Annotated in this window: 18 protein-coding genes and 1 riboswitch; of the genes, 15 read left to right on the forward strand and 3 right to left on the reverse strand. The window is 61.7% G+C overall.

Annotation, left to right across the window (positions count from 1 at the left end):
• Nucleotides 1–498: 498 nt before the first annotated feature.
• From HX803_RS28600 to argR, 6 genes are all read left to right on the forward strand, one after another.
• Complete coding sequence (locus HX803_RS28600; RefSeq protein ID WP_178925467.1) at nt 499–1,284, forward strand: ABC transporter substrate-binding protein; 786 nt, start codon at nt 499–501, stop codon at nt 1,282–1,284.
• A 91-nt stretch (nt 1,285–1,375) separates the two neighbouring features.
• Nucleotides 1,376–2,065: an ABC transporter permease gene (locus HX803_RS28605; protein ID WP_016973726.1), complete on the forward strand. Its 690-nt coding sequence runs from the start codon at nt 1,376–1,378 to the stop codon at nt 2,063–2,065.
• The gene (locus tag HX803_RS28610) at nt 2,062–2,760 is read left to right on the forward strand and encodes an ABC transporter permease (RefSeq protein ID WP_176997965.1); all 699 of its coding nucleotides are present in this window, start codon (nt 2,062–2,064) and stop codon (nt 2,758–2,760) included. Before HX803_RS28605 ends, HX803_RS28610 begins: the two co-directional genes overlap by 4 nt.
• Nucleotide 2,761: 1 nt before the next feature.
• Complete coding sequence (locus HX803_RS28615; protein ID WP_178925468.1) at nt 2,762–3,874, forward strand: succinylglutamate desuccinylase/aspartoacylase family protein; 1,113 nt, start codon at nt 2,762–2,764, stop codon at nt 3,872–3,874.
• 27 nt (nt 3,875–3,901) lie between these two features.
• Nucleotides 3,902–4,666, forward strand: coding sequence for an ABC transporter ATP-binding protein (locus HX803_RS28620; RefSeq protein ID WP_016973723.1), 765 nt, complete (start codon nt 3,902–3,904; stop codon nt 4,664–4,666).
• Nucleotides 4,667–4,912: 246 nt separating this feature from the next.
• A complete protein-coding gene (argR, locus tag HX803_RS28625) occupies nt 4,913–5,893 on the forward strand; it encodes a transcriptional regulator ArgR (RefSeq protein ID WP_178925470.1) in 981 nt (326 codons plus the stop codon).
• 6 nt (nt 5,894–5,899) lie between these two features.
• Here the strand turns inward: argR and HX803_RS28630 are convergent, their stop codons facing one another.
• Nucleotides 5,900–11,767, reverse strand: a complete 5,868-nt coding sequence (locus HX803_RS28630; protein WP_178925472.1) for a dermonecrotic toxin domain-containing protein — start codon at nt 11,765–11,767, stop codon at nt 5,900–5,902.
• 244 nt (nt 11,768–12,011) lie between these two features.
• Between HX803_RS28630 and HX803_RS28635 the strand changes: the two genes are divergently transcribed.
• The 7 genes from HX803_RS28635 to astE all read left to right on the forward strand — a co-directional run bounded on the left by HX803_RS28635 (nt 12,012) and on the right by astE (nt 19,844).
• Nucleotides 12,012–13,232 carry an aspartate aminotransferase family protein gene (locus HX803_RS28635; RefSeq protein WP_178925474.1) on the forward strand — a complete coding sequence of 407 codons (1,221 nt, stop codon included), beginning with the start codon at nt 12,012–12,014 and terminating at the stop codon, nt 13,230–13,232.
• A 181-nt stretch (nt 13,233–13,413) separates the two neighbouring features.
• Complete coding sequence (aruF, locus tag HX803_RS28640) at nt 13,414–14,433, forward strand: arginine/ornithine succinyltransferase subunit alpha (protein ID WP_176997960.1); 1,020 nt, start codon at nt 13,414–13,416, stop codon at nt 14,431–14,433.
• 53 nt (nt 14,434–14,486) lie between these two features.
• Nucleotides 14,487–15,512, forward strand: a complete 1,026-nt coding sequence (gene astA / locus HX803_RS28645; RefSeq protein ID WP_178925476.1) for an arginine N-succinyltransferase — start codon at nt 14,487–14,489, stop codon at nt 15,510–15,512.
• On the forward strand, nt 15,512–16,978 hold the full coding sequence (gene astD, locus HX803_RS28650) for a succinylglutamate-semialdehyde dehydrogenase (protein ID WP_178925478.1): 1,467 nt from the start codon (nt 15,512–15,514) through the stop codon (nt 16,976–16,978). Before astA ends, astD begins: the two co-directional genes overlap by 1 nt.
• 190 nt (nt 16,979–17,168) lie before the next feature.
• On the forward strand, nt 17,169–18,515 hold the full coding sequence (astB, locus tag HX803_RS28655; protein ID WP_178925480.1) for an N-succinylarginine dihydrolase: 1,347 nt from the start codon (nt 17,169–17,171) through the stop codon (nt 18,513–18,515).
• A gap of 25 nt (nt 18,516–18,540) precedes the next feature.
• Complete coding sequence (locus tag HX803_RS28660) at nt 18,541–18,828, forward strand: topoisomerase II (protein WP_177013231.1); 288 nt, start codon at nt 18,541–18,543, stop codon at nt 18,826–18,828.
• Between the two features lie 11 nt (nt 18,829–18,839).
• Nucleotides 18,840–19,844, forward strand: a complete 1,005-nt coding sequence (astE, locus tag HX803_RS28665) for a succinylglutamate desuccinylase (protein WP_178925482.1) — start codon at nt 18,840–18,842, stop codon at nt 19,842–19,844.
• On the opposite strand, the gene HX803_RS28670 is transcribed toward astE, so the two are convergent.
• Complete coding sequence (locus HX803_RS28670) at nt 19,841–21,361, reverse strand: M91 family zinc metallopeptidase (protein ID WP_178925484.1); 1,521 nt, start codon at nt 21,359–21,361, stop codon at nt 19,841–19,843. The genes astE and HX803_RS28670 overlap by 4 nt on opposite strands.
• 146 nt (nt 21,362–21,507) lie before the next feature.
• Entirely contained in the window at nt 21,508–22,014 is a 507-nt protein-coding gene (locus HX803_RS28675) for a 6,7-dimethyl-8-ribityllumazine synthase (RefSeq protein ID WP_178925486.1), read from the reverse strand.
• Nucleotides 22,015–22,127: 113 nt separating this feature from the next.
• Nucleotides 22,128–22,297: riboswitch (FMN riboswitch) on the reverse strand.
• A gap of 190 nt (nt 22,298–22,487) precedes the next feature.
• Here HX803_RS28675 and ltaE point away from each other — a divergent pair.
• Both ltaE and alaS read left to right on the forward strand, forming a co-directional pair.
• On the forward strand, nt 22,488–23,492 hold the full coding sequence (gene ltaE / locus HX803_RS28680; protein ID WP_178925488.1) for a low-specificity L-threonine aldolase: 1,005 nt from the start codon (nt 22,488–22,490) through the stop codon (nt 23,490–23,492).
• A 146-nt stretch (nt 23,493–23,638) separates the two neighbouring features.
• Entirely contained in the window at nt 23,639–26,257 is a 2,619-nt protein-coding gene (gene alaS / locus HX803_RS28685) for an alanine--tRNA ligase (RefSeq protein ID WP_178925490.1), read from the forward strand.
• Nucleotides 26,258–26,277 lie beyond the last annotated feature (20 nt).

Consider the following 26,277-nt stretch of genomic DNA (forward strand, 5'->3'; position numbering starts at 1 on the left):
GGTGGGCTGTCTGACGGCCTTACTCAACGCAGAGGCCAATAAATATCGGTTTCTCTTGTGGGAAGTTTCTGAATGTTACCGCGCCCCCTGAATGTGTAACCCCACGCCCAAACATGAGGCAATGTGCTACGCCAGTGCCCCGAAAACCCCCGTTCCAGACACCCCCAGAAATAAGATTAAACGCCAGACTTGCCGTGCTAGAAGGGTTTGCGAATAATAGGCCCGCAATTTGCAGCATCAACAGGTTTAATATCTTTTGTCTCTGCATAAAATCCAGGGACTGTCAATGTGCTGGAACCGCTTTCTCAGTGCTTCTGTAAATTGTTGTCGCATTGAGGAAATATCGGCTTCCGGCCTGTCGTTAGAATGCCGATCACTCGCTCGTCGTCGCAGGCGTATAGCCCGCGTAGGACGCAGCACCGCTATTCGGTTTCACTTAAGTCGCATCGTGGGCCCCGGCTCATACTGCTTTTTGCCCTATACCGATGGAGTCCCAAGATGAAGAAACTCGTGCTGTTGGGCGCCCTGGCGCTGTCCGTGCTGTCCATGCAGGCTTTCGCTGATGAGAAGCCCCTGAAGATTGGTATCGAAGCGGCTTACCCTCCGTTTGCCTCGAAGGCGCCGGATGGCAGCATCGTGGGTTTTGACTACGACATCGGCAACGCCCTGTGCGCAGAGATGAAGGTCAAGTGTGTATGGGTCGAGCAAGAGTTCGACGGCCTGATCCCGGCGCTGAAAGTGCGCAAGATCGACGCGATCCTGTCGTCCATGTCCATCACTGAAGACCGCAAGAAGTCCGTGGACTTCACCACCCGCTACTACCTGACACCGGCGCGCCTGGTCATGAAGGAAGGCACCACCGTCAGCGACAGCCTGGACGAACTCAAAGGCAAGAAAATCGGCGTGCAGCGCGGTTCGATCCACGATCGTTTCGCCAAGGAAGTCCTGGCTCCGAAAGGCGCCACCGTCGTGCCTTACAGCTCGCAGAACGAAATCTACCTGGACGTGGAAGCTGGTCGCCTTGACGGCACCGTGGCCGACGCCACCCTGCTGCAAGATGGCTTCCTGAAAACCCCGGCCGGTAAAGGCTACGCGTTCGTGGGCCCACAGTTCACCGACGTCAAATACTTCGGCGACGGCGTAGGCATCGCGGTGCGAAAAGGCGACAAGGCCGAGCTGGACAAGATCAACGCAGCCATCGCGGCGATCCGTGCCAACGGCGAATACAAGAAAATCCAGGACAAGTACTTCGACTTCGATATTTACGGCGCTGACCCTAAGTAACTCTTCGCAGCTGTCTGTCCGCAATGGCGCAAGCAACAGAATTCCTGAGGTTTGCGCCATTTTTTCATCCCCCTTTTCGAGGACCTGAATCATGTTGAAAGGCTACGGGGCCGTCATCCTCGATGGCGCATGGTTGACGCTTCAGCTCGCCTTGTCGTCCATGGCCTTGGCCATTGTTCTGGGTCTGATCGGGGTCGCGTTACGCCTGTCGCCGGTGCGCTGGTTGGCCTGGCTGGGTGACCTGTACTCCACCGTGATCCGTGGGATCCCGGACCTGGTGCTGATCCTGCTGATTTTCTACGGCGGTCAGGACCTGCTCAACCGCGTCGCGCCGATGCTCGGCTACGACGACTATATCGACTTGAACCCCTTGGCCGCCGGTATCGGCACCCTGGGTTTCATCTTTGGCGCCTACCTCTCGGAAACCTTCCGTGGCGCCTTCATGGCCATTCCCAAGGGCCAGGCCGAAGCCGGCATGGCGTATGGCATGAGCCCGTTCCAAGTGTTCTTCCGGGTGATGGTGCCGCAGATGATTCGTCTGGCGATCCCCGGGTTTACCAACAACTGGCTGGTACTGACCAAGGCCACCGCGCTGATCTCGGTGGTGGGCCTGCAAGACATGATGTTCAAGGCCAAGCAGGCGGCAGACGCCACCCGCGAGCCTTTTACCTTCTTCCTCGCAGTGGCGGCGATGTACCTGGTGATCACCAGCGTCTCGTTGCTGGCCTTGCGTCATCTTGAGAAGCGCTACTCGGTAGGCGTAAGGGCGGCTGATCTATGATCTTCGACTACAACGTCATTTGGGACGCCATGCCGCTGTACCTCGGCGGCTTGTTGACCACCCTGAAACTGCTCGCCATCTCGCTGTTCTTCGGCCTGCTCGCCGCCTTGCCCCTGGGCTTGATGCGTGTGTCCAAGCAGCCGGTGGTCAACGGTGCAGCCTGGTTGTTCACCTACGTGATCCGCGGCACGCCGATGCTGGTGCAGCTGTTCCTGATCTACTACGGCCTGGCCCAGTTTGACGCGGTGCGCGAAAGCTTCCTCTGGCCGCTGCTGTCCAGCGCCACGTTCTGTGCGTGCCTGGCGTTTGCGATCAACACCAGCGCCTACACCGCCGAGATCATCGCCGGCAGCCTCAAGGCCACGCCCAATGGCGAGATCGAAGCCGCCAAGGCCATGGGCATGTCGCGCTACAAGCTGTACCGCCGCATCCTGCTGCCGTCGGCCCTGCGCCGCGCACTGCCGCAGTACAGCAACGAAGTGATCATGATGCTGCAGACCACCAGCCTGGCCTCCATCGTCACCCTGATCGACATCACCGGTGCCGCGCGCACGGTGAACGCCCAGTTCTACCTGCCGTTCGAAGCCTACATCACCGCCGGCGTGTTCTACCTGTGCCTGACCTTCATCCTGGTGCGCTTGTTCAAGATGGCCGAAGGCCGCTGGCTGAGCTACCTGGCCCCACGGAAGCACTGATATGGAACGTATCGATCATCGGTTGCCCTGGGGTCACCTGGGTTGCGAGCGTCAGCTGAGCGTGTTCCGTTTCGGCAGTGGCGAGCGCAAGGCCTATATCCAGGCCAGCTTGCACGCCGATGAATTGCCCGGTATGCGCGCCGCGTGGGAGCTGAAAAAACGCCTCACCGAGCTGGAACAGCAAGGCGCCCTCAATGGCGTGATCGAGCTGGTACCGGTGGCCAACCCGATGGGCCTGGGGCAGTTGCTGCAAGGCAGCCACCAAGGGCGTTTCGAGATCGGTAGCGGCAAGAATTTCAACCGTGATTTCGTCGAGTTGAGCGAACCGGTGGCCGAGTTGCTCAAGGGCAAGCTGGGGGATGATCCTCACGCCAACGTGCGCATGATCCGCCAAGCGATGAGCGATGTGCTCAACGCCTTACCGGCGCCGAGCAGTCAGCTGCAAGGCATGCAGCGCTTGTTGCTCAGCCACGCCTGTACCGCCGACGTGGTGCTCGACCTGCATTGCGACGCCGAAGCCGCACTGCACATGTACGCGCTGCCCCAGCACTGGCCGCAGTGGCGTTCGCTGTCGGCGCACCTGAATGTCAAGGTCGGCCTGCTGGCGGAAGACTCCGGCGGCAGCTCGTTCGATGAAGCTTGCTCGTTGCCGTGGTTGCGTTTGTCCCAGGCGTTCCCCGAGGCGCAGGTTCCATTGGCGTGCCTGGCGACTACCCTGGAACTGGGTGGCCAGGCGGACACCGGGCGCGACGAGGCGATCTTCCACGCTGAAGGCATCCTCGCGTTCCTGGCCGAACAAGGCTTGATCGAAGGCGAATGGCCCGCACCACAATTTGAACCCTGTGAAGGCTTGCCCTTCGAGGGCACTGAATTGCTGTTCGCCCCTCACGCCGGGGTCATCAGCTACCTGCGTAAAGCCGGTGACTGGATCGAAAAAGGCGAGGCGATTTTTGAAGTGATTGATCCTCTGACCGACCGCGTGAGCATTGTCTGCGCGGGCACGTCCGGGGTGTTGTTTGCCGTTGAACGGCTACGTTATGCCCAAGCGGGTTTCTGGCTGGCCAAGGTGGCGGGGCGCGAAGCGCTGCGTCACGGGCGCTTGCTCAACGACTGACCACCTGTTTTTGTGAGAACCGACCGCATGTACAAACTTGAAGTCCAAGACCTGCATAAACGCTATGGCAGTCATGAAGTGCTCAAAGGTGTGTCCCTGGCCGCCGCGGCCGGTGATGTGATCAGCATCATCGGTTCCAGTGGTTCGGGCAAAAGTACCTTTTTGCGCTGCATCAACCTGCTGGAGCAACCCCACGCCGGCAAGATTCTGCTCAACAACGAAGAGCTGAAACTGGTGGCCAACAAGGACGGCGCCATGAAGGCTGCCGACCCCAAGCAACTGCAGCGCATGCGTTCGCGCCTGTCCATGGTGTTCCAGCATTTCAACCTGTGGTCCCACATGACCGCGCTGGAAAACGTGATGGAAGCCCCGGTGCACGTGCTGGGTGTGTCGAAGAAAGAGGCCCGTGAAAAGGCCGAGCATTACCTGGCCAAAGTCGGCGTGGGTCATCGCAAGGATGCGTTCCCCGGCCACATGTCCGGTGGCGAGCAGCAGCGCGTGGCGATCGCCCGTGCCTTGGCGATGGAGCCTGAGGTGATGCTGTTCGACGAACCCACCTCGGCGCTCGACCCGGAGCTGGTCGGCGAAGTGCTCAAGGTGATGCAGGACCTGGCCCAGGAAGGCCGCACCATGGTGGTGGTGACCCACGAAATGGGCTTTGCCCGTGAAGTGTCGAACCAGCTGGTGTTCCTGCACAAAGGCATCGTCGAAGAGCGCGGCAACCCGCGTGAAGTGCTGGTGAACCCGCAGTCCGAGCGTTTGCAGCAGTTCTTGTCCGGCAGTTTGAAATAATCAAGGCTGCTTTTGTGCACTGAAGTAGTGCATGCTTCACAGCCTTGAAATTGACCTCAATCCCCTGTGGGAGCTGGCTTGCCTGCGATAGCGGTCTATCAGAAACAGATGTGCCCACTGACCGACCGCTATCGCAGGCAAGCCAGCTCCCACATTGGATCTCCACATGTTTTGAGATTTGTGTTCGTTTACCGGCTAGCATTGGCCTTTGTCTTCATTACCGTTACTCGCTTCGGATAGCTCCCCATGACCGCCCATCGAATTGGTTTCCTGATTTGGCCCAGCACAAAAGCCCTGACGCTTGCGCTGGCTGAGGAGGCCTTGCGCGTTGCCCAGCGGGTGCATCCGGAAGTGGTCTACGAGCTGTCATTCCTGCTCGCCGAACCCGCCACCGACGGCGCCTGGCAACTGCCGGGCGAGCCATGGGCCGGCAAGCTGGAAGGGTTCCAGAAGCTGTTCCTGCTGGCGGACGAACCGCCCACCGTCATCGCTTCGCAACTGAGCACCGCCCTCAAGCAGCTGGTGCGCGCCGGTTGTGTGATCGGCGGCCTGTCGGCGGGGGTCTACCCGCTGGCCCAGCTCGGCCTGCTCGACGGTTATCGCGCCGCGGTGCACTGGCGCTGGCAGGACGATTTCGCCGAACGTTTCCCCAAGGTCATCGCCACCAGCCACCTGTTCGATTGGGACCGCGACCGCCTCACCGCCTGTGGCGGCATGTCGGTGCTCGACCTGCTGCTGGCAGTACTGGCCCGTGACCATGGCGCCGAACTGGCTGGCGCCGTCTCCGAAGAACTGGTGGTCGAGCGCATCCGCGAAGGCGGCGAGCGTCAGCGTATTCCGCTGCAAAACCGCCTGGGTTCCAGCCATCCCAAGCTGACCCAGGCGGTTCTGCTGATGGAAGCCAATATCGAAGAGCCGCTGACCACCGACGAAATCGCCCAGCACGTGTGCGTGTCGCGACGACAACTCGAACGCATCTTCAAGCAATACCTCAATCGCGTCCCCAGCCAGTATTACCTGGAACTGCGCCTGAACAAGGCCCGCCAGATGCTCATGCAAACCAGCAAGTCGATCATCCAGATCGGCCTGTCCTGCGGCTTCTCCTCGGGGCCGCATTTCTCCAGCGCCTACCGCAACTTCTTCGGCGCCACCCCCCGCGAAGACCGCAACCAGCGCCGCAGCAGCAGCCCGTTCGAACTGTCCTCGGTGCCCGCCGAGCGCGGTTGAGCCGGTTCACTCCTCCTGTGGCTGGGCCTGGGGAGACGGCAGTGGATTGCCGTGTTCGTCCTGAGTGGCTTCGATCACCTGGAACTCGTTGCCCGTGCGCTGGAAGTAGCGCCTGAGCAAGTCCAGGCTTTCGGGCGACAGCGGGTTGCCGCTCAGGTCGCTGTCATCGTGAAACACAGGAATCATTTCCAGCAGGTCGGGCGGAATCTCCGTAATCAGGTTGTCACTCAGGTCCAGGGTTTGCAGTTCGGTCAGTTGGAACACCCCTGCGGGCACCGTGCTGATGTGGGTGGCGCGCAAATGCAGTGCCACCAATTGGCTCATGCCGCTGACGTCAGGAGACAACGTCAGCGGATTGTCGCAAAGGTCGAGAAACTCCATTGCGCTCAAGTCCGCGATGGCCCGTGCACTGTCTGCTGTCAAGGTGATTGCACACTCGTTCATTTCCAGGCTGGAGAGCTTGGGCAGGTTGAACAGCGCAGTGGGCAGGGTCTGCAGCTGGCAGCTGCGCACATTCAGTGTCTGCAAGTTGGGAAAGCAACGCAGCGTGCCGTCCAGCGACGTGGTCGTGCCGTCGCCGTTCATTTCGAACCGTGAGATATGTTCAAGCCGTGCACTCAGCTGTGGCAACGCGCCCATGATCGGTGTATCGAGGTTCAGGCTGTGGGTGAGTTCATCGTCGAGGCTTTCATCGTCTTCTGCGCTTTCGCGGCGCCATGCTTGCTCCAGCAGTGTTTTGAAAGCACGTCGTTGCAATTGCTCCCGGGCTTGTGTGTCCTCATCCAAGGGGATGTCCAGGATGGGATGGCGTTGCGGAACGTCCAGGACCCAGTGCTCCAGGTCCGTCGTCAGTTGTTCATACTCGGCTTCCAGGTGCGTCAGGTAGGCGGCGACCTCATCCATGTGCCCGGGTAGCGTGAAGACAAACCGGTCCGCTTCTTTTTCCAACAGCAGCGGGTACAGCGCCTCGACCCTTTCACGTTCGGTCGTCGGGCTTTGGGCGTTGAAGAATTCACCGGTGCGTTGGCAGTAGGCCTTGATCAGGTCCAGGCTGCGGCGCGACAACGGGTTGGCATAGAGGTTGAAACGGTGAGTGGCGGTGACAGGCAGCGTAAAGCTGGCCTCGGGCAGTTCGGTAATGGCGTTGTGGCTTAGGTTGATGGCCATCGGGCGGTCCTGGGTCAACAAGCCCGGAGGAACTTCTCGCAGGCCGGTGCCTTGCAGCGAAATATCCTTCAAGTGGGCCAGGCGCTGAAAGTCCACCACCAGGCCCAGAGGGTTGTAGGACAGGTCCAGGTGCTCCAGGCGCGTCATCCCCGCGAGTGCATTCCTGCTGGTCTGCGACAGTGTGATGCCGCAGCGCGTCAGGCCCAGGTGCGTGAGCTTGGGCAGGTCGAACACCGAGGCGGGAATGTCCCCCAGCTGTGCGTTCTGGATACTGAGAATGTCCAGTGCAGTGAAGCTCTTGAGAAAGGCCTCCGGCTGCATGGGGGCGCCGTTGCCTTCAAGGCTCAGGTAACCGATGTGGTTGAACTGTGCGCTCAGTGTCGGCAGGTCGCCGGCCAGGGCTGCGGGCAAGTTCAAGGCATGGATCAAGCGCGTATCCTGGGGTGTTTCCCGGCGCCAGCTGTTTTCCAGCACGCGGTGCAGCGACTGACGCCTGGCGTGTTCCAGCCCGGAGAGTCCCGGAGCACTCGACCAGCCTGTCAATTCGCTCTGCAAGGTCTTCAGCTCGTCTGCCAGCCGTGCCAGTTCGCGCCGCCCGGCTTCGATGTCGCCCGGCAGGCTGAAGATGAATTGATTGAGGGCATCATGACTGAGCGAGGGATACAGCAGGCGCGCGTCTCGTTGGTCAACCTCGGCAGCGTCGGCCTCCCAGTGGATGCCATGCTGTTGGTAATAGGCTTTGATGCGCTCCAGTGTGGGCTGCGTAAGCGGGTTACCCGAAAGGTCGAAGCGTTGGCTGGCCGCAGGTGGCAGTTCAAACAGGCTCGGCGGCAGATCGCGCAGTTGGTTGCCGCTCAAAAAGACAGTCTCCAGGTCGGGCAGGTTGAGCAGGCCCACGGGCATGTGCTCAATGCCCGTCTCGGACAGGTCCAGGTCTTGCAGGTCACGCATGGCTTGAAGGTCTGGCACTTGCCCCAAGGGGTTCTGATGCAGGTTGAGCCCCTGCAGGTCGCTCAGGGCGGCCAGGCGCGCGGCGCTGGCGGTGCTGAGAGTGATACGGCAGTTATCCAGGCTCACGATGCGCAGATGAGGCAGGTTGTTGATTGAGGGCGGGAGGTCGCCGAGGGGGATGTCCCTGATTTCGAGGTGGCGCAGGCTTGGAAAGGCCTCGATAAAACGCGCAACCCCCAACGTGCCGTCGGCGCCGATCAACGTCAGGGAGGAGACGTGTATCAGCGGGTGATCGAGCGTCGGCAGTTCGCCGAGGATCGGCCACCTCAAACGCAGCGTGAAGCCGTCGCGCGCCGGGTCCTCGTAGTAGTTGTCAGCCTCGGTTTCCCGACGCCAGCAGCGCCGCAGTTGCTCGGCGATATGCGCGCGGTTTTGTCGCTCATAACGACGCCGGCTCGGGCTCAGCGGTGTGCCAGTGTCGGGATGTTGCGAGGGCAGGGTGCGTTGCCAGGTGGCCAGCGACGTGTCCAGGTCCTGATATTCGGTTTCCAGCAAGGCGAGTGCCGCGCTGGCGTCGCCGGGAGGCGCGGGCAATTGGTCGATCAACTGCTGGGCTTGTTGCTCGTTCAGAATCGGAAACAGGCTGCGAGCGCGTTGCAACGGCGTCGCAGGCTGGGCCGGGGCAGCAGGTTCTGCGGTGTAGCCCTCGGTGTTGCCGAGCAGGCGCAGGGTTTCGAGGCGCACAGGGCGCGATTGAGGGGTGTCCATCTGGGCACGTACCACTTCGCGTGGCAGCGGCTGGTGTGCCAGGCGTCTTCGCAGCTCGGGGCCGTCATGGATGTCGATGTTCAACGCCTGGCGTTGCTTATCAGGCAGGGCGTGGAGGATCGCGCTGTACAGGTCGGTTTCCCCGGATAAGGTTTGGCTGCCGTCATGGGGCACGTACAGGCCGGAACCCAGGCGCACCAGTGTGCGACGGATCGGGGCATCAGCCGGGCCGATGCTGTTCCACAAGGCCCCTTCGTGGCGGTGGTGGCGTGCGTCCAGCCGGACTTGATCCGACCAGCCAGGTTGCAGCCGCAGGGAGTTGAGGATCAGCCGATCGCTGTCGACACTGCGTTGTGAGGTGAGATACAGGCCCTCATAGGCCCGATTGAGGCGCACCTCATCCAGGGCTGCCTGGGCCAGCTCCGCCAGGCGCGCAGGCGTGCGGCGCTGGTCGAGGGTTTCGAGTTCGGCGCCGCTGGCATCGCCTGCCAGTCGCTGCGCTACGCTGGCGGGCAGGCCGGCCGTGGTGTGCTGAATCTGCCGCGCGTCAGGTGTTGGCGCAGAGGGCAGGGCCCCATAGCGGGAGTCGAACAAGGCCGCACGTTGGTGTTCGGCCCTTTGCGCCAGTGTTTGACGCAGTTGCCGGCTGCGAACGTCCAGGCTCAACTGCGGGTCGCCGATGCGTTCGTCGAATTGAACGCGTAGTTCATCCGGGGTGAGGCTCTGGAGGATGGTCTTGAGCAAGTCGCCGTTTTTCAACTGCGCTTCATGGATTTGCACCCGGGGTTTGCGCGTGTCACCAAAGGACCAGGTGACCTGGCCCCGGCTGTCAAGAAAGAGCAGTGACTTGTCTTGCGGCCAGTTGCCGTAAGTGGTCAGCAGTTGCAATGTGTCCTGGGGGTCGATGCTGCCGTATACCGCCGGGTCGTCGCTGCGCAAGCTGTCGATCAGGCGTGTGAGGTCACGGTCTATGCGCAGGCGTGCAAGGCTGTCGTCCAGTAAGGGCGGCAGGGGCAGGCTGTTGACGTGCACCTTGCGCAGGGCGTCTTCCTGTACGCCACTGATGCCCAGGGCCTGTTCACGGTCTACCTGGCTCAACCCCTCGGCCTTGTGGCCCAGGCGCTGCAGCAGGGTGCTGCGGTCCCATTGCAGGGGGCGCTCCAGTTCGGTGTGCCAGATGCCTGCGCCGTTATGCCGAACCAGGGGTTGATAGGCCTCTGGGCGTGTGGGGTGTTTGAGGCGGTAGTGCGTACTGTGTTCAACCGGTTCCACGGCGTACAGCTTGTCATCCAGGGGCAGGATCAATTCGCCACGCACGGTGTGCAAACCGTGTTCGTTGATACCCAGGCGAGGTGGCAAGCTGAGGTCGCGTTGATAGGCGCTGAGGTCGGGTTTCCAGTAACGGCTGTTGCCGTTGGCGAGGGTCACCGGTTTGAAGCGGTCGATGAACGCCACCACCTGTGTCGGTAGCACCTTGCGCAGTTCGGCGATGCCGATCGTGCTGCCCACGCCGAAGGCACCCAGTTCCACCAGGGATTGCAGCACACCCATCAAGTGGGTGAAGGCCTCCCGCGTAGTGTTTTCTGCCCAGTCGATGACGCCCTCGAATACCTCGTCGAGCAGTTGATAGGCCATATAGCCCAGCATCAACTCTCCCAGTCCCGGAATAAACGGGGCGACTATCAGTAAGGCTGCGTTGAGGATGGACGACGCGACATTGACGAACGAGTCCCACAGCGCCCAGCGGGCATTGCGGTCGACGTCGGCCGTCGACACGGCCTGGGTTCGCGCATCGTTGAGAATCTGGTTGAGCCTTTGCTGATAGGCGTGTTGCCACGGCTCACCCTGGATCACGTCTGCGGCAAAGCGCAGCCTGGGGGCATCGGTCGGCTGATTGCGCCACGGCGCCAGGTTGCTGCCACGCTCGGGCGGGTGCCAGGTGACTCGGCCCAGGCGCTGGCTCAGGTCGGCAAAAAAGCGCCCACGCTGGTCATGGGCGACGAAACGGCTGAAAAAAGCCTGGTAATCGGTGCTGCGCAACTGCTGCGTGAGGGCCTGCTTGAACGCCAGTGGCGATGCATATTCCTTGAGCGGATGCTGCGGGTCGTCCGGTATATAGGCCAGCAGGCGCTGCACGGAGCGGATGTGTTCCAGGTCGGGGGCGAGCAGCAGGATGCCGGTCAGCGGCACGTCCATCATCGTTAAAGCGTGGCAGCGCAGCGCCAGGTTACCCAGCTTCAGCGTGGGGCGCCCTTCCAGCAGTTCTTGCACCTGCTGTGCAAAGTCGTCACCGATGTCGCCCCGCGCACGGGCCAGTTGCAGGGCCCCCCGCAAGGCCGCTTTCTGGCTGACGGTTACCTTGTGCTCAAGCACCGCTGCGCTGACAGGTTCGTCGAGGCCCAGTTGCTCGCGCAAATAGCGTTGGTAGCGCGCGCCGATATCCAGTTCGCGGCACAGGCGGGTGAAGGTGCTCACACTGATTTTTTCGCGGATCCCGGGCAGCGTGTCGAACTGGCCGGTATCGGAGGGTGTGGTGATGAACGTCGAGGCGGGTTCGAAGGCGCCTTCAAGGGTTTCGTCGTGTTCGAAGTTATGCAAGGCCGCGTCCAGCAACGACACGGTCCAGGTGCGCGCAGCCCCGGAAGGGATCGAAAACCAGGGGACGTGCTGGGGGATGTACAGGCGCAGAAACACGGTTTCACTGTTGAGGTTCAGGCCGTGGCGCGTTTTCAGGGCCTGTTCAAGTACCTGACGGGCAAAGTCCTTGGGACCTTTGACGTGTTTGAGTGCGTCATCCACTGCATTTTGAGCGTTCCAGTGCTCCGCGTTCAGGCGCTTGAGCGCGGCGTTGGCGGGCAATGGCCGGGGTTGGGCGCGGGCCAGGGCGTGCTGTTTGGCGCTGGAGGCCTTGCCTATCCAGCTTGGGATGGCGTTTCGGAGAAGCTGGTAGTGGCTGTCGGGCTGGCGGGAGGAGGAGGGTGTGCTCATGCTCAATCTCTGATGGCAGGAAAGCACATCAGTAGATCAGCGTGTTTCACCCCGTCGGCTCTAGATAGTTAGTTTAAACTGCGCCATTGCGATGGTATTTGTCGCATTGGCGTAAACCCGCCAAAATCGCGGGTTGGCGCTATAAGAAGTTGTCGCTTGGCGACAAGGCTGCACTGAAAACTGTCCTTACAATCCCTGCATCGCCCGCCAGTTCCAGGCAGGCGTTCCTCTTCAGGAGACTCCGATGTCCGTTGAGCAAGCCCCGGTGCAACGTGCCGATTTCGACCAGGTCATGGTGCCTAACTACGCACCTGCCGCCTTCATCCCCGTGCGTGGCGAAGGTTCTCGTGTATGGGACCAGGCGGGGCGCGAGCTGATCGACTTTGCCGGCGGCATCGCGGTCAACGTGTTGGGCCACGCCCATCCGGCGCTGGTCGGCGCGCTGACCGAACAGGCCAACAAGCTGTGGCACGTCTCCAACGTCTTCACCAATGAGCCGGCCCTGCGCCTGGCCCACAAGCTGATCGACGCCACCTTTGCCGAGCGCGTGTTCTTCTGCAACTCCGGCGCCGAGGCCAACGAGGCCGCGTTCAAGCTGGCCCGTCGCGTTGCGTTCGACCGCTTCGGTACCGAGAAGTACGAGATCATCGCCGCGCTGAACAGCTTCCACGGCCGTACCCTGTTCACCGTCAACGTCGGTGGCCAGTCCAAGTACTCCGATGGTTTCGGCCCTAAAATCACCGGCATCACCCACGTTCCTTATAACGACCTGGCGGCGCTCAAAGCCGCTGTGTCGGACAAGACCTGCGCCGTGGTGCTGGAGCCGATCCAGGGCGAAGGCGGCGTGCTGCCGGCCGAACTGGCTTACCTGCAAGGCGCCCGTGAACTGTGTGATGCCAACAACGCGCTGCTGGTGTTCGACGAAGTGCAGACCGGCATGGGCCGCAGCGGCCACCTGTTCGCCTACCAGCATTACGGCGTAGTGCCAGACATCCTCACCAGCGCCAAGAGCCTGGGCGGCGGTTTCCCGATTGCGGCCATGCTCACCCGTGAAGACCTGGCCAAGCACCTGGTGGTCGGCACCCACGGCACCACCTACGGCGGCAACCCGCTGGCGTGCGCGGTGGCAGAAGCGGTGATCGACGTGATCAACACCCCTGAGGTATTGGCCGGCGTGAACGCCAAGCACGACCTGTTCAAGGCGCGCCTGGAACAGATCGGCAAGCAATACGGCATCTTCACCGAAGTGCGCGGCATGGGCCTGCTGCTCGGTTGCGTGCTGAGCGATGCGTACAAGGGCAAGGCCAAGGACGTGTTCAACGCGGCCGAGAAAGAAAACCTGATGATCCTGCAAGCCGGCCCGGACGTGGTGCGTTTTGCACCAAGCCTGGTGGTGGAAGAGGCGGACATCAAGGAAGGCCTGGACCGTTTTGAACGTGCTGTAAAAGCGCTGACGCAAGCTTGATACACCGTTTGGCGTCCGAACGATCGGGCGCCGAACACACATTCAAAAGGCCGGACTGGATCAAATGTGGGAGCCGCTTGTGTGGCGAGGGAGCAAGCTCCCTCGCCACACAAGCCCGCTCCGAATCAGAATCTGTCCGGCATTTTTTCCTCTGCAAGTTTTCGAGTTAAGGAGTGACACCATGCTGGTGATGCGCCCCGCGCAAATGGCTGATCTGGGCGAGGTACAGCGTCTGGCTGCGGACAGCCCGATTGGTGTCACCTCCTTGCCGGACGATGTGGAACGCCTCAGCGACAAGATCGCCGCCAGCGAAGCGTCCTTCGCGGCCGAGGTGAGTTTCAACGGTGAAGAAAGCTATTTCTTCGTGCTCGAAGACACCGAGAGCGGCAAGCTCGCCGGCTGCTCGGCCATCGTCGCTTCGGCCGGTTATTCCGAGCCGTTCTACAGCTTTCGTAATGAGACCTTCGTGCACGCCTCCCGCGAGCTGAAGATCCACAACAAGATCCACGTGCTTTCCCAATGCCACGACCTCACCGGCAACAGCCTGCTCACCAGTTTCTACGTGGTGCCCGAGCTGGTCGGTTCGCCGTGGTCGGAACTCAATTCCCGTGGCCGCCTGCTGTTCGTCGCCAGCCACCCCGAGCGCTTTGCCGACTCGGTGGTGACCGAGATCGTCGGCTACAGCGACGAGAACGGTGACTCGCCGTTCTGGGACGCCATCGGCCGCAATTTCTTCGACCTCAACTACGCCGCCGCCGAGCGCCTGTGTGGGCTGAAAAGCCGTACCTTCCTCGCCGAGCTGATGCCGCATTACCCGATCTACGTGCCGCTGCTGCCGGACGAAGCCCAGGAAGCCATGGGCCAGGTGCACCCGCGTGCGCAGATCACCTTCGACATCCTGATGCGCGAAGGCTTCGAGACCGACCACTACATCGACATCTTCGACGGTGGCCCGACATTGCACGCACGGGTCTCGGGCATTCGCTCCATCGCTCAGAGCCGCGTGGTGCCGGTGAAGATCGGCGAGATGGTCAAGGGTGCCGGCCGCCAGTACCTGGTGAGCAACGGGCAGTTGCAGGATTACCGCGCGGTGATGCTGGAGCTGGACTACGCGCCGGGCAAGCCAGTGACCCTGGACCTGGCCGCCGCCGAGGCCCTGGGTGTTGGCGAAGGCGCGAGTGTGCGCCTGGTCGCGGTTTAAAGAATTGAGTGTCGCGGGTGGCTGCCAGGCAGCGGCCCGTCTGAGGAGATAGCATGATCGTTCGTCCCGTACGCAGCAGCGATTTACCGGCCCTGATTGATCTGGCGCGCAGCACTGGCACCGGCCTCACCACCTTGCCGGCCAACGAAGAGCGCCTGACACACCGGGTTGGCTGGGCGGAAAAAACCTTTCGCGGCGACGCCGGGCGTGGCGATGCCGACTACCTGTTCGTGCTGGAAAACGACGAAGGCCGCGTAGTGGGCATTTCCGCCATCGCCGGTGCCGTCGGCCTGCGTGAGCCCTGGTACAACTTCCGGGTGGGCCTGACCGTCAGCGCCTCCCAGGAACTGAATATCTACCGCGAGATTCCGACGCTGTTTTTGGCCAACGACCTCACCGGCAACTCCGAGCTGTGTTCGTTGTTCCTGCACGCCGATTACCGCACCGGCCTCAACGGCCGCATGCTGGCCAAGGCACGCCTGCTGTTCATCGCCGAATTCCCGCAGCTGTTTGGCAACAAGATCATCGCCGAGATGCGCGGTGTGTCCAACGACGCGGGGCGTTCACCGTTCTGGGAAAGCTTGGGCCGTCACTTCTTCAAGATGGAGTTCAGCCAGGCCGACTACCTCACCGGTGTGGGCAACAAGGCGTTTATCGCCGAGTTGATGCCGAAGTTTCCGCTGTACAGCTGCTTCCTGTCCGAAGACGCGCGCAACGTGATCGGCAAGGTGCATCCGGACACCGAGCCGGCGCTGAGCATGCTCAAGAGCGAAGGTTTCAGCTACCAGGGCTATGTCGATATCTTCGACGCCGGCCCGGCCGTGGAGTGTGAAACCACCAAGATCCGTGCGGTGCGCGACAGCCAGTCGCTGGTGTTGGCCATCGGCACGCCGGGGGATGACGCCACGCCGTTCCTCATCCACAACCGCAAACGCGAAGAGTGCCGTATTACCGCCGCACCGGCCCGCCTGGCAGCGGGCACTTTGGTGGTCGATCCGCTGACCGCCAAGCGCCTGCAACTGGTGGTGGGTGATCAAGTGCGTGCCGTACCGTTGTCCGCTGCTCGGGAGTCCAAGTAATGAATTCGCTGTATATCGCAGGTAGCTGGCTGGCTGGCCAGGGTGAACTGTTCGAATCGCGCAACCCGGTGACCCAGCAGGTGCTGTGGGCGGGCAATGGCGCCACGGCCGAGCAGGTTGAATCCGCCGTGCAGGCCGCGCGCCAGGCATTCCCGGCCTGGGCCAGGCGCCCGTTGGAAGAACGCATCAGTGTGCTGGAAACCTTCGCTGCTACCCTGAAACAACGCGCCGATGAAATCGCCCATTGCATCGGTGAAGAGACCGGCAAGCCGCTGTGGGAGTCGGCCACCGAAGTCACCAGCATGGCCAACAAGATCGCCATCTCGGTGCAAAGCTACCGCGAGCGTACCGGCGAGAAGAGCGGCCCCCTGGCCGACGCCACTGCCGTATTGCGCCACAAGCCCCACGGCGTGGTGGCGGTGTTTGGCCCCTACAACTTCCCGGGTCACTTGCCCAACGGGCACATCGTGCCGGCGTTGCTGGCGGGTAACACCGTGCTGTTCAAGCCCAGCGAGCTGACCCCCAAGGTTGCCGAACTGACCGTGCAATGCTGGATCGAAGCCGGTTTGCCAGCGGGTGTGTTGAACCTGCTGCAGGGCGCGCGGGAAACCGGTATCGCCCTGGCGGCCAACCCGGGTATCGACGGGTTGTTCTTCACCGGTTCCAGCCGTACCGGCAACCATCTGCACCAGCAGTTCTCGGGGCGTCCGGACAAGATCCTGGCCCTGGAGATGGGCGGCAACAACCCGCTGGTGGTGGATGAAGTGGCTGACGTGGATGCGGCGGTCTATACCATCATCCAGTCGGCGTTCATCTCGGCAGGCCAGCGTTGCACCTGTGCGCGCCGCCTGCTGGTGCCGGAAGGCGCGTGGGGCGATGCGCTGCTGGCGCGCCTGGTGGCGGTCAGCTCGACCATTGCAGTGGGCTCGTTTGACCAGCAACCCGCGCCGTTCATGGGCTCGGTGATTTCCCTCGCGGCAGCCAAGGCACTGATGGAAGCCCAGGAATTGATGTTGGCCAACGGCGCGGTCGCGTTGCTGGAAATGACCCAGCCCCAGGATCAGGCGGCGTTGCTGACCCCAGGCATCATTGACGTGACCGGCGTGACCGAGCGTGAAGACGAAGAGCTGTTCGGCCCGCTGCTGCAAGTGATCCGCTACACGGGTTTCGAAGCGGCGATTGCCGAGGCCAACAACACGCAATACGGCCTGGCGGCGGGCTTGTTGTCGGACTCCGAGGCGCGCTACCAGCAGTTCTGGCTGGAAAGCCGGGCGGGGATCGTCAACTGGAACAAACAGCTGACCGGCGCCGCCAGTACCGCGCCGTTTGGTGGGGTAGGGGCCTCGGGCAACCACCGCGCCAGTGCGTATTACGCGGCGGATTATTGCGCGTACCCGGTGGCGTCGTTAGAAACCCCAACCTTGGCGGTGCCAGCAACCCTGACCCCTGGCATTACGCTGATCTAAAGGTGGGGCTGATTTGTGTGGGAGCAGGCTTGCCTGCGATTGCATCACCCTGGTCCAACTGACGGACCGAGGTGTCTGCATCGCCGGCAAGCCAGCTCCTACAGTTGATTGGGTTTACAGATAGAGAGTTGCGGTGATTTAAGCGTCGCAGCTGATGCCTATAAAAACAGATGTTCGTGGAGCCTCGCCGATGAAATCCTATGAAGTCAATTTTGACGGTCTAGTGGGGCCGACCCATAACTATGGCGGTTTGTCCTTCGGCAACGTCGCGTCCCAGAGCAACAGCCAGCAGCATTCCAACCCCAAGGAAGCGGCGTTGCAGGGCCTGCAGAAAATGAAAGCCCTGATGGACATGGGCTTTGTGCAAGGCGTATTGGCGCCCCAGGAACGTCCTGATGTGGCCGCCTTGCGCAGCCTCGGTTTCAGCGGCAGCGACGCCCAGGTGATCCAGCAGGCCGCCAAGCAAGCCATGCCGCTGCTGGTGGCGAGCTGCTCGGCGTCGAGCATGTGGGTGGCCAACGCCGCCACGGTCAGCCCGAGCGCCGACACCTTTGACGGCCGCGTGCATTTCACCGCCGCCAACCTCAACTGCAAATACCACCGCAGCATCGAGCACCCGACCACCAGCCGCGTGCTGGGCGCGATGTTCGCCGATGGGAAGCACTTCGCCCATCACGCCGCCTTGCCGGCCGTGGCGCAGTTTGGTGACGAAGGCGCCGCCAACCACACGCGTTTCTGCCGTGAGTACGGCGAGGCGGGCGTTGAGTTTTTCGTGTTCGGCCGCAGTGCGTTCGATCCGCGCTACCCGGCGCCGCAGAAGTACCCGGCGCGCCAGACCCTTGAAGCGTCCCAGGCCGTTGCACGCCTGCACGGGCTCAAGGACGACGGCGTGGTCTACGCCCAGCAGAACCCGGCGGTGATCGATGCCGGCGTGTTCCACAACGACGTGATCGCGGTGGGCAACGGCGAAGTGCTGTTCTATCACGAGGACGCGTTCCTCAATACCGAACAGATGCTGGGCGAACTGCACGCCAAGTTGGGCAAGCTGGGCGGCAACTTCCAGTCCGTTTGCGTGCCGCGCGCCCAGGTCAGCGTCGAGGACGCCGTGCGTTCGTACCTGTTCAACAGCCAGTTGCTCAGCCGTGCCGACGGCTCGATGCTGTTGATCGTGCCGGAAGAATGCCGCGCCAACGAGCGCGTCTGGCAGTACTTGCAGGGCCTGACCGCTTCCGGTGGGCTGATCCGCGAAGTGAAGGTGTTCGACCTCAAGCAAAGCATGCAGAACGGCGGCGGCCCGGCGTGCCTGCGCTTGCGCGTGGCGTTGAATGAAACGGAACTGGCGGCGGTGAATCCAGGCGTTATCATGACGGCGCCATTGTACGAAACACTGACCCAGTGGGTAGGCAAGCATTACCGTGACAGCCTGCGCGAAAGCGACCTGGCTGACCCGCAGTTACTGCTTGAATGCCGGACGGCACTGGATGAACTGACGCAAATCCTTAAACTGGGCTCGGTTTATCCTTTCCAGATCAATTAACGCCATACGGCTGAGAACTATAGTTATGACCACCGACACCCTGAAGCTGATCCTTGAAGACACCGACGGCACCCAGCTGGAAACTTCCTGCACCCGCGTCGCCGTGGTGTGGCAGGGCAAGGAGATCTGGATCCAGCACGACGGCCGTGGCCAACTGCTGATCGGCGTGGACGTGGAAGAAGGCGACGCCGAGTACGCCAACCTGCTGATGCGCCCGCTGGCCACCAACCTGATGAGCCTGCAACTGGAAATGGAACCGGCCGACGTTGAAGGTGACGACGATCACGTCCACGGTCCAGGCTGCAACCACTAAGGAAGCTGCTTATGCTCGCCCTCGGCAAACTGCTTGAACTGACCCTCGCCGGTCGTGAACCGGCGCAAAAAATTCAACTGACTGTCGACGGCGTGCAGATGCGCTGGCTCAGCGAGGGCGCGCTTGAAGTACGCCCGCCGCAGGGCCGCGACAACGGCAGCGACCTGCTGCTGTCGTCTGGCATCCATGGCAACGAAACCGCGCCGATCGAACTGCTCGACCGCCTGTTGCATGGCATTGCCCGTGGGGAGATCAAGCCCCGCAACCGCATCCTGTTCCTGTTCGGCAACCCCGAGGCCATGCGTCGCGGCGAGCGTTACCTGGAACTGGACGTCAACCGGCTGTTCAACGGCCGTCACGAACAAAACATCGGCCCGGAGGCCATGCGCGCCGCCGAGCTGGAGCAACTGGCCCGCACCTTCTTCAGCCTGCCGGGCCGTTCGCGCCTGCATTACGACCTGCACACGGCGATTCGTGGTTCGAAGATCGAACAGTTTGCGCTGTACCCGTGGAAGGACGGGCGCCAGCATTCACGCCGCGAACTGGAACGCCTGCGTGCCGCCGGCATGGAAGCGGTGTTGTTGCAGAACAAGACCTCGATCACCTTTACCGCATTCACCTACGAGCAACTGGAGGCCGAAGCCTTCACCCTGGAATTGGGCAAGGCGCGGCCGTTCGGGCAGAACCAGGGCGTGGACGTGTCCCGCCTGGAAACCCGCTTGAAGCAGATCATCGAAGGCACCGAACCTGAGGTGTCCAGCCTGGATGGCCTGCAACTGTTTGCCGTGTCCCGTGAAGTCATCAAGCACAGCGATGCTTTCCTGATGCACTTGCCGGCGGATGTGGAAAACTTCTCTCCGCTGGCCAAGGGGTATCTGCTGGCGGAGGACGTGGCCAAGACCCGCTGGGTGATCGAGGAGGAAGGCGCGCGGATCATCTTCCCCAACCCGAAGGTCAAGAATGGCCTGCGGGCAGGGATTCTGATTGTGCCTTGCTCGGATGCGGCGCTGGGCTAGTCGCCTTTCTTGCTCGAAAAGTAGCTGCTGCGCAGCGGCAGTCCGAACTCCTTGCGAATGCCATTTTCGGTGAAGGCTTCGGGGTTTGTCTGTGTGGGCGGCGTCGCAGGGTTGAAGTCGAAGTCAAAAGGCTCCATGGCAATGGGCAGGCCCACGGCCTGACGCTCTCGGTTGGGCGTCTGTACGGTTTTGCTCCCTTCTGTTTCTGCGGTCTCGCCAGGGACTGCGGTGCCGGTCACAGCGTTGTAGGCGTGACACAGCTCGTGATACAGCCCGATGATCGGCAGCAGACCTGACGGGCTGAAGTTCGGGTTGTATTTCACCAACCCCCCGTAGGCCGGGGTGCCAGGTTGGCCGTTGCGAAGGACGGGTTCCTCTGTTGTGGAGGACAGCGTGAACGACGCGTTCGCCATTTCAAAGAACTCAATTCGCACCGGTTGCCCGCCCTTTTGTGCCGCAGTATCCAGCGCCAGCAACAGCTGTTGCCCATTGGGTGAGAGGCGAAACAGTGCAAGGTCTGCCTCTACGCGCGCGATGAAATCCGCCGTGCCCTCGACCCGTACGCCGGTTTTACCGGCGTCACTGGCAGCCACCAGCGTGTGATTGACGGCATTGGGATCGTCAGGCATCAGCACCGCCATGATCTGTTCGACACTGGGTAAAGGCAGGGTGTTGAGTTTTTCCAGCATCCACTCACGGCGTTGAGCATTGCTGATGGCGACCATTTTCGTATCCGGCTGGCTGTATACCGTGTCGATCGGTTTTAGCCGACTGACAAGGTCATGCCCCTGGCCGGGGTAGATGACATGGGTGCCAGTGCCGGCATTGATGGCGTCGTTGCCGTCACCCCCACTGAGAATGTTATGCCCGCTGCCGCCGGTGATGACATCATCGCCGGGGCCGCCGTCGATGAAGTTCAACCCGCTGCCTGCTTGAACACGGTCGTCGCCCAGGCCGGCATAAACCCGGGTGTTCTCAGCGCTGGAAATGTGGATGCTGTCATCGCCGCTGCCGGCGTCCAGGTTGCAGATGCCCGAGGTGACTTTAACGGTATCGTTACCCTCGCCGGTCAAGAGGGTAGTATGCCGACCGCCGACATTCAGGTAGTCATCTCCGGAACCTGAGTTGATAACGACGGGGTTTTCTATGCCATCGTCCAGGTGCAACGTGTCTGCGCCCTCACGGGTAGTGAGGATGAGGGTCTGTTGTCTGGATGAAGGGATGATCCGGTAGAGCGTGTTGGCCACATGGAGATGTAACTGATCGCCCTCGGTGGTGAGCCAGAGCGAGTTTTGCTCGGCCTTGAAGGTAAACCGCAGCAGGTCGTCCAGCGGGGGCTTGCGGTTAAGCGTGCGCAACCTGACGCGCACGACGTTCAGGTGATTGTCCTGGTAGACCATTTTTTCCGACGATAAAGGCAGGATGGGCTCCAGTCCCAGGTCGTTGAGGGACGGGCAGCCACCGTATATGGCATAGGTGTCGCTGGGGGTGTCAGGCACAAAGTGGGGGCGAGTCATGGTTGTGCAGGCCTCATGTGAGTGGCAGGCTGGGGATCAGCCGGTGGCTCACTAGACCGCATCTACCTGGAACGTCGGTGGTAGATGCTTCAATGAAAACGCCCCGGTCACGGGGGTGAGCGGGGCGTTTTTGACGCGGCCTGGATTCAGACCGCCAGCTTCTGCTCGCTGCGGCGGATTGCACGTACCTTGTGCAGGGTATCGGCACAGGTGCGGGCGGCTTCCTGGCCCTTGTGCACGAAGTGATCGAAGAAGAAGGTGTGGTGTTCGCTGCCCGCGTGGAAGTGGTGCGGGGTCAGGGACACCGAGAACACCGGTACTTCCGTTTCCAGCTGCACTTGCATCAGGCCGCTGACCACCGATTGGGCGACGAATTCGTGGCGGTAGATGCCGCCGTCCACCACCAGCGCGGCGGCGACGATGCCGGCGTAACGACCGGTCTTGGCCAGCAGCTTGGCGTGCAGGGGCATTTCAAAGGCGCCGCCGACTTCGAAGAAATCGATGTCCGATTCCTGGTAGCCCTGGGCGATCATTTCGGCGAGGAAGCCTTTGCGCGATTGGTCGACAATATCCTTGTGCCAGCAGGCCTGGATAAACGCGACGCGCTCGCCGTGGTGGTGCTTGATTTTGCTGTCGATTGCGGTGGGTTGCATGTTCTGACTCCTGTTTAAGAAAAAAACAGGGCGTTATGAATCGAATGGGATTTAAGGGTACGGACAGCTTCGTCATGCAAGCATGAGGTCGGCGCGCGGCCCTTAGGTGCCAATCCCGTTCTCTCTTCATCCGGACTATGACCGTCGGCCCCGGGATCACACCGGGTCTGCTGACCTTGTCGCCGTCCTGCGTGAGCAGTTCGAGGCGCCAAGCGCTCGCGGGCTATGCACATTGCGTGCAATTACCGCCGGTGGGGAATTGCACCCCGCCCTGAGAACGTTGCCGCCAGAACCCTGGCGGCGGAGAGTTTTTAACACGGTTTTTCAAAAACTGCACCACCGCTGTATCGATAAGCTATATCGGTTTGTTTGGTTGGTATTCGATTGAAGGGGTTTGGGGCTTGATATTCCGTGGCTTTGCCCGCAGTAATCTGTTTCAAAAGGAACTTACTCATCCCTCAGAGGCTTGTTTCATGTCTGTGATCGACCTGCGCAGCGACACCGTGACCCAACCCACCCCCGGCATGCGGGACGCCATGGCCAATGCGGCCAGCGGTGATGACGTGTACGGCGAAGACCCCAGCGTCAACCATCTGGAAGCCGAACTGGCCAAACGCCTGGGGTTTGCTGCCGCGTTGTTCGTGCCCACCGGCACCATGAGCAACCTGTTGGCGTTGATGGCGCACTGTGAGCGTGGCGAGGAATACATCGTCGGCCAGCAGGCCCACACCTACAAGTACGAAGGTGGCGGCGCGGCGGTGCTCGGTTCGATCCAGCCCCAGCCACTGGAAGTGCAGGCGGACGGCTCGCTGGACCTGGACCAGGTGCTGGCGGCGATCAAGCCTGATGACTTCCACTTTGCCCGCACGCGTCTGCTGGCGCTGGAAAACACCATGCAAGGCAAGGTGTTGCCGCTGGAGTACCTGGCGAAGGCGCGGGCGTTTACCCGTGAACACGGCCTGGCCCTGCATTTGGATGGCGCGCGGCTCTACAACGCGGCGGTCAAGCTGGGCGTGGATGCGCGGGAAATTGCCCGGCATTTCGATTCGGTGTCGGTGTGCCTGTCCAAGGGCCTCGGCGCGCCGATTGGTTCGGTGCTGTGCGGCTCCACGGCGTTGATCGCCAAGGCGCGTCGCCTGCGCAAGATGGTCGGCGGTGGCATGCGTCAGGCCGGTTCGCTGGCGGCAGCGGGGCTGTATGCCCTGGATCATCAGGTGCAGCGTCTGGCCGAGGACCACGCCAACGCCCAATGGCTAGGGGATGAACTGCGCAAGGCCGGTTTTGAGGTCGAGCCGGTGCAGACCAACATGGTCTACGTGCAGATCGGCGACCGGGCGCAGGCCCTGAAGGCGTTTGCCGCCGAGCGCGGCATCACGTTGAGCGCCGCACCGCGCCTGCGCATGGTCACGCATCTGGACGTGAGCCGGGCGCAGATGGAGCAGGTGCTGCAGACATTTGTCGAGTTTTCCCGAAAATGACAGTGCAGACCGTCTAATTGACTGTTTCTATCGCATAAACACGCTGTACCACCGGCAAAGGGCCGATATAATGCGGCCCTTTGCCGTCGCTCCGTCTGATGATGTTGCGCACTGGCCTTTGGCCGCAGCCTCCGTGGAAGAACCTAATGAAAAGCGCAGAAATCCGTGAAGCCTTCCTTCGCTTCTTCGAAGAGCAAGGTCACACCCGTGTAGCCTCCAGCTCCTTGATCCCAGGCAATGACCCCACCCTGCTGTTCACCAACGCGGGCATGAACCAGTTCAAGGACTGCTTCCTGGGTCAGGAAAAACGTGCCTACACCCGTGCTGTCAGCAGCCAGAAGTGCGTGCGCGCCGGTGGTAAGCACAACGACCTGGAGAACGTCGGCTACACCGCCCGTCACCACACCTTTTTCGAAATGCTCGGCAACTTCAGCTTTGGCGACTATTTCAAGCAGGACGCGATCAACTTCGCCTGGACCTTCCTCACCGGCGTGCTGAAGCTGCCGAAGGAAAAACTCTGGGTGACCGTCTACGCCAGCGATGACGAAGCCTACGACATCTGGACAAAGCAGGTTGGCGTACCGGCCGAGCGTATGGTGCGCATTGGCGATAATAAAGGCGCGCCGTACGCGTCCGACAACTTCTGGACCATGGGCGACACCGGCCCGTGCGGCCCTTGCACCGAGATCTTCTACGACCACGGCGCCGACATCTGGGGCGGCCCTCCGGGCTCGCCGGAAGAAGACGGCGACCGTTACATCGAGATCTGGAACAACGTGTTCATGCAGTTCAACCGCACCGCCGATGGCGTGCTGCATCCACTGCCAGCGCCGTCGGTGGACACCGGCATGGGCCTGGAGCGGATCAGTGCGGTGATGCAGCACGTGCATTCCAACTACGAAATCGACCTGTTCCAGAGCCTGCTGGCCGCGGCTGCCAAGGCCATCGGTTGCGCCAACGAAGAGCAGGCTTCGCTCAAGGTGGTGGCTGACCACATCCGTTCCTGCGGTTTCCTGATTGCCGACGGCGTGCTGCCGTCCAACGAAGGTCGTGGTTATGTGCTGCGCCGCATCATCCGTCGCGCCTGCCGCCACGGTAACAAGCTGGGTGCCAACGGCAGCTTCTTCTACCAGATCGTCGCGGCCCTGGTGGCCGAGATGGGCGACGCGTTCCCTGAGCTGACCCAGAACCAGGCGCACATCGAGCGCGTGTTGAAGGCCGAGGAAGAGCAGTTCGCCAAGACCCTGGAGCAGGGCCTGAAAATCCTCGAGCAGGACCTTGCCGGCCTGCAGGGCACCGTGGTGCCGGGCGACGTGGTGTTCAAGCTCTACGACACCTATGGTTTCCCGATGGACCTGACCGGCGACATCGCCCGTGAGCGCAACCTGACCCTCGACGAGGAAGGTTTCGAGCGCGAGATGGAAGCCCAGCGCGTGCGCGCACGTTCGGCCAGCTCGTTCGGCCTGGACTACAACAGCCTGGTCAAAGTTGACGTGGCCACCGAGTTCACCGGCTACACCGCCACCCAAGCCTCGGCCAAAGTGGTTGCCCTCTATAAAGAAGGCCAGTCGGTCGACGTCTTGAATGAAGGTGACGACGGTGTTGTGGTGCTGGACCAGACCCCGTTCTACGCCGAATCCGGTGGCCAGATCGGCGACTGCGGCTTCCTCAAGGCTGCTTCCGGCCGTTTTGACGTGCGCGACACCACCAAGACCGGTGGTGCGTTCCTGCATCACGGCGTGCTGGCTTCGGGCAGCCTGACCGTAGGTTCGCCGGTAGACGCGCATGTGGACGCGGACGTGCGTCACGCCACGTCGCTGAACCACTCGGCCACTCACTTGCTGCACGCTGCACTGCGCCAGGTACTGGGCGAGCACGTTCAGCAGAAAGGTTCGTTGGTGGACAGCCAGCGCCTGCGTTTCGACTTCAGCCACTTTGAAGCGATCAAGCCTGAGCAGATCAAGGCGCTGGAAGACATCGTCAACGCCGAGATCCGCAAGAACACCGCAGTGGAAACCGAAGAGACCGATATCGAGACCGCCAAGGCCAAGGGCGCCATGGCGCTGTTCGGCGAGAAGTACGGCGACAGCGTGCGCGTGCTGAGCATGGGCGGCGATTTCTCGGTGGAACTGTGTGGCGGTATCCACGCCAACCGTACCGGCGATATTGCCTTGCTCAAGATCATCAGCGAAGGCGGCGTGGCCTCCGGTGTACGTCGTATTGAAGCGGTGACCGGTGCTGCGGCCCTGGCCTACCTCAATGCGGCCGAAGAACAACTCAAGGAAGCGGCCAGCCTGGTCAAGGGCAGCCGCGACAACCTGATCGACAAACTGTCCGCTGTGCTGGAGCGCAACCGTGCGCTGGAGAAACAGCTGGAACAGTTGCAAGCCAAGGCAGCCAGTGCGGCGGGTGACGATTTGTCTGCTACCGCGCTGGACGTCAAGGGTGTGAAAGTCCTGGCTGCGCGCCTGGATGGCCAGGACGGCAAGGCGTTGTTGGCCTTGGTCGATCAGTTGAAGAACAAGCTCGGCCGCGCAGTGATCCTGCTCGGCGGTGTCCATGAGGATAAGGTCGTTCTGGTTGCCGGTGTAACCAAGGACCTGACTGGCCAACTCAAGGCCGGTGATTTGATGAAGCAAGCCGCTGCGGCAGTGGGCGGGAAGGGCGGTGGTCGTCCGGACATGGCGCAAGGCGGTGGTGTAGACGCAGGCTCCCTGGACGCGGCCCTGGCCCTGACCGTGCCGTTTGTCGAGGCAGGCATTTAAGGCACTGTTAATGAGCCTAT

Source organism: Pseudomonas sp. P7548 (assembly GCF_013386585.1).
In the GTDB taxonomy this organism is placed as follows: domain Bacteria; phylum Pseudomonadota; class Gammaproteobacteria; order Pseudomonadales; family Pseudomonadaceae; genus Aquipseudomonas.

Bases quoted from the DNA above. Each gene is read 5' to 3' on its own strand.
- HX803_RS28610 (WP_176997965.1), top strand. From the start codon at position 2,062: ATGATCTTCGACTACAACGTCATTTGGGACGCCATGCCGCTGTACCTC.
- HX803_RS28660 (WP_177013231.1), top strand. From the start codon at position 18,541: ATGACCACCGACACCCTGAAGCTGATCCTTGAAGACACCGACGGCACC.
- astB (WP_178925480.1), top strand. From the start codon at position 17,169: ATGAAATCCTATGAAGTCAATTTTGACGGTCTAGTGGGGCCGACCCAT.
- ltaE (WP_178925488.1), top strand. From the start codon at position 22,488: ATGTCTGTGATCGACCTGCGCAGCGACACCGTGACCCAACCCACCCCC.
- HX803_RS28635 (WP_178925474.1), top strand. From the start codon at position 12,012: ATGTCCGTTGAGCAAGCCCCGGTGCAACGTGCCGATTTCGACCAGGTC.
- HX803_RS28630 (WP_178925472.1), bottom strand. From the start codon at position 11,767: ATGAGCACACCCTCCTCCTCCCGCCAGCCCGACAGCCACTACCAGCTT.
- HX803_RS28605 (WP_016973726.1), top strand. From the start codon at position 1,376: ATGTTGAAAGGCTACGGGGCCGTCATCCTCGATGGCGCATGGTTGACG.
- HX803_RS28675 (WP_178925486.1), bottom strand. From the start codon at position 22,014: ATGCAACCCACCGCAATCGACAGCAAAATCAAGCACCACCACGGCGAG.
- HX803_RS28615 (WP_178925468.1), top strand. From the start codon at position 2,762: ATGGAACGTATCGATCATCGGTTGCCCTGGGGTCACCTGGGTTGCGAG.
- alaS (WP_178925490.1), top strand. From the start codon at position 23,639: ATGAAAAGCGCAGAAATCCGTGAAGCCTTCCTTCGCTTCTTCGAAGAG.
- astA (WP_178925476.1), top strand. From the start codon at position 14,487: ATGATCGTTCGTCCCGTACGCAGCAGCGATTTACCGGCCCTGATTGAT.
- aruF (WP_176997960.1), top strand. From the start codon at position 13,414: ATGCTGGTGATGCGCCCCGCGCAAATGGCTGATCTGGGCGAGGTACAG.
- astE (WP_178925482.1), top strand. From the start codon at position 18,840: ATGCTCGCCCTCGGCAAACTGCTTGAACTGACCCTCGCCGGTCGTGAA.
- HX803_RS28670 (WP_178925484.1), bottom strand. From the start codon at position 21,361: ATGACTCGCCCCCACTTTGTGCCTGACACCCCCAGCGACACCTATGCC.
- argR (WP_178925470.1), top strand. From the start codon at position 4,913: ATGACCGCCCATCGAATTGGTTTCCTGATTTGGCCCAGCACAAAAGCC.
- astD (WP_178925478.1), top strand. From the start codon at position 15,512: ATGAATTCGCTGTATATCGCAGGTAGCTGGCTGGCTGGCCAGGGTGAA.
- HX803_RS28600 (WP_178925467.1), top strand. From the start codon at position 499: ATGAAGAAACTCGTGCTGTTGGGCGCCCTGGCGCTGTCCGTGCTGTCC.
- HX803_RS28620 (WP_016973723.1), top strand. From the start codon at position 3,902: ATGTACAAACTTGAAGTCCAAGACCTGCATAAACGCTATGGCAGTCAT.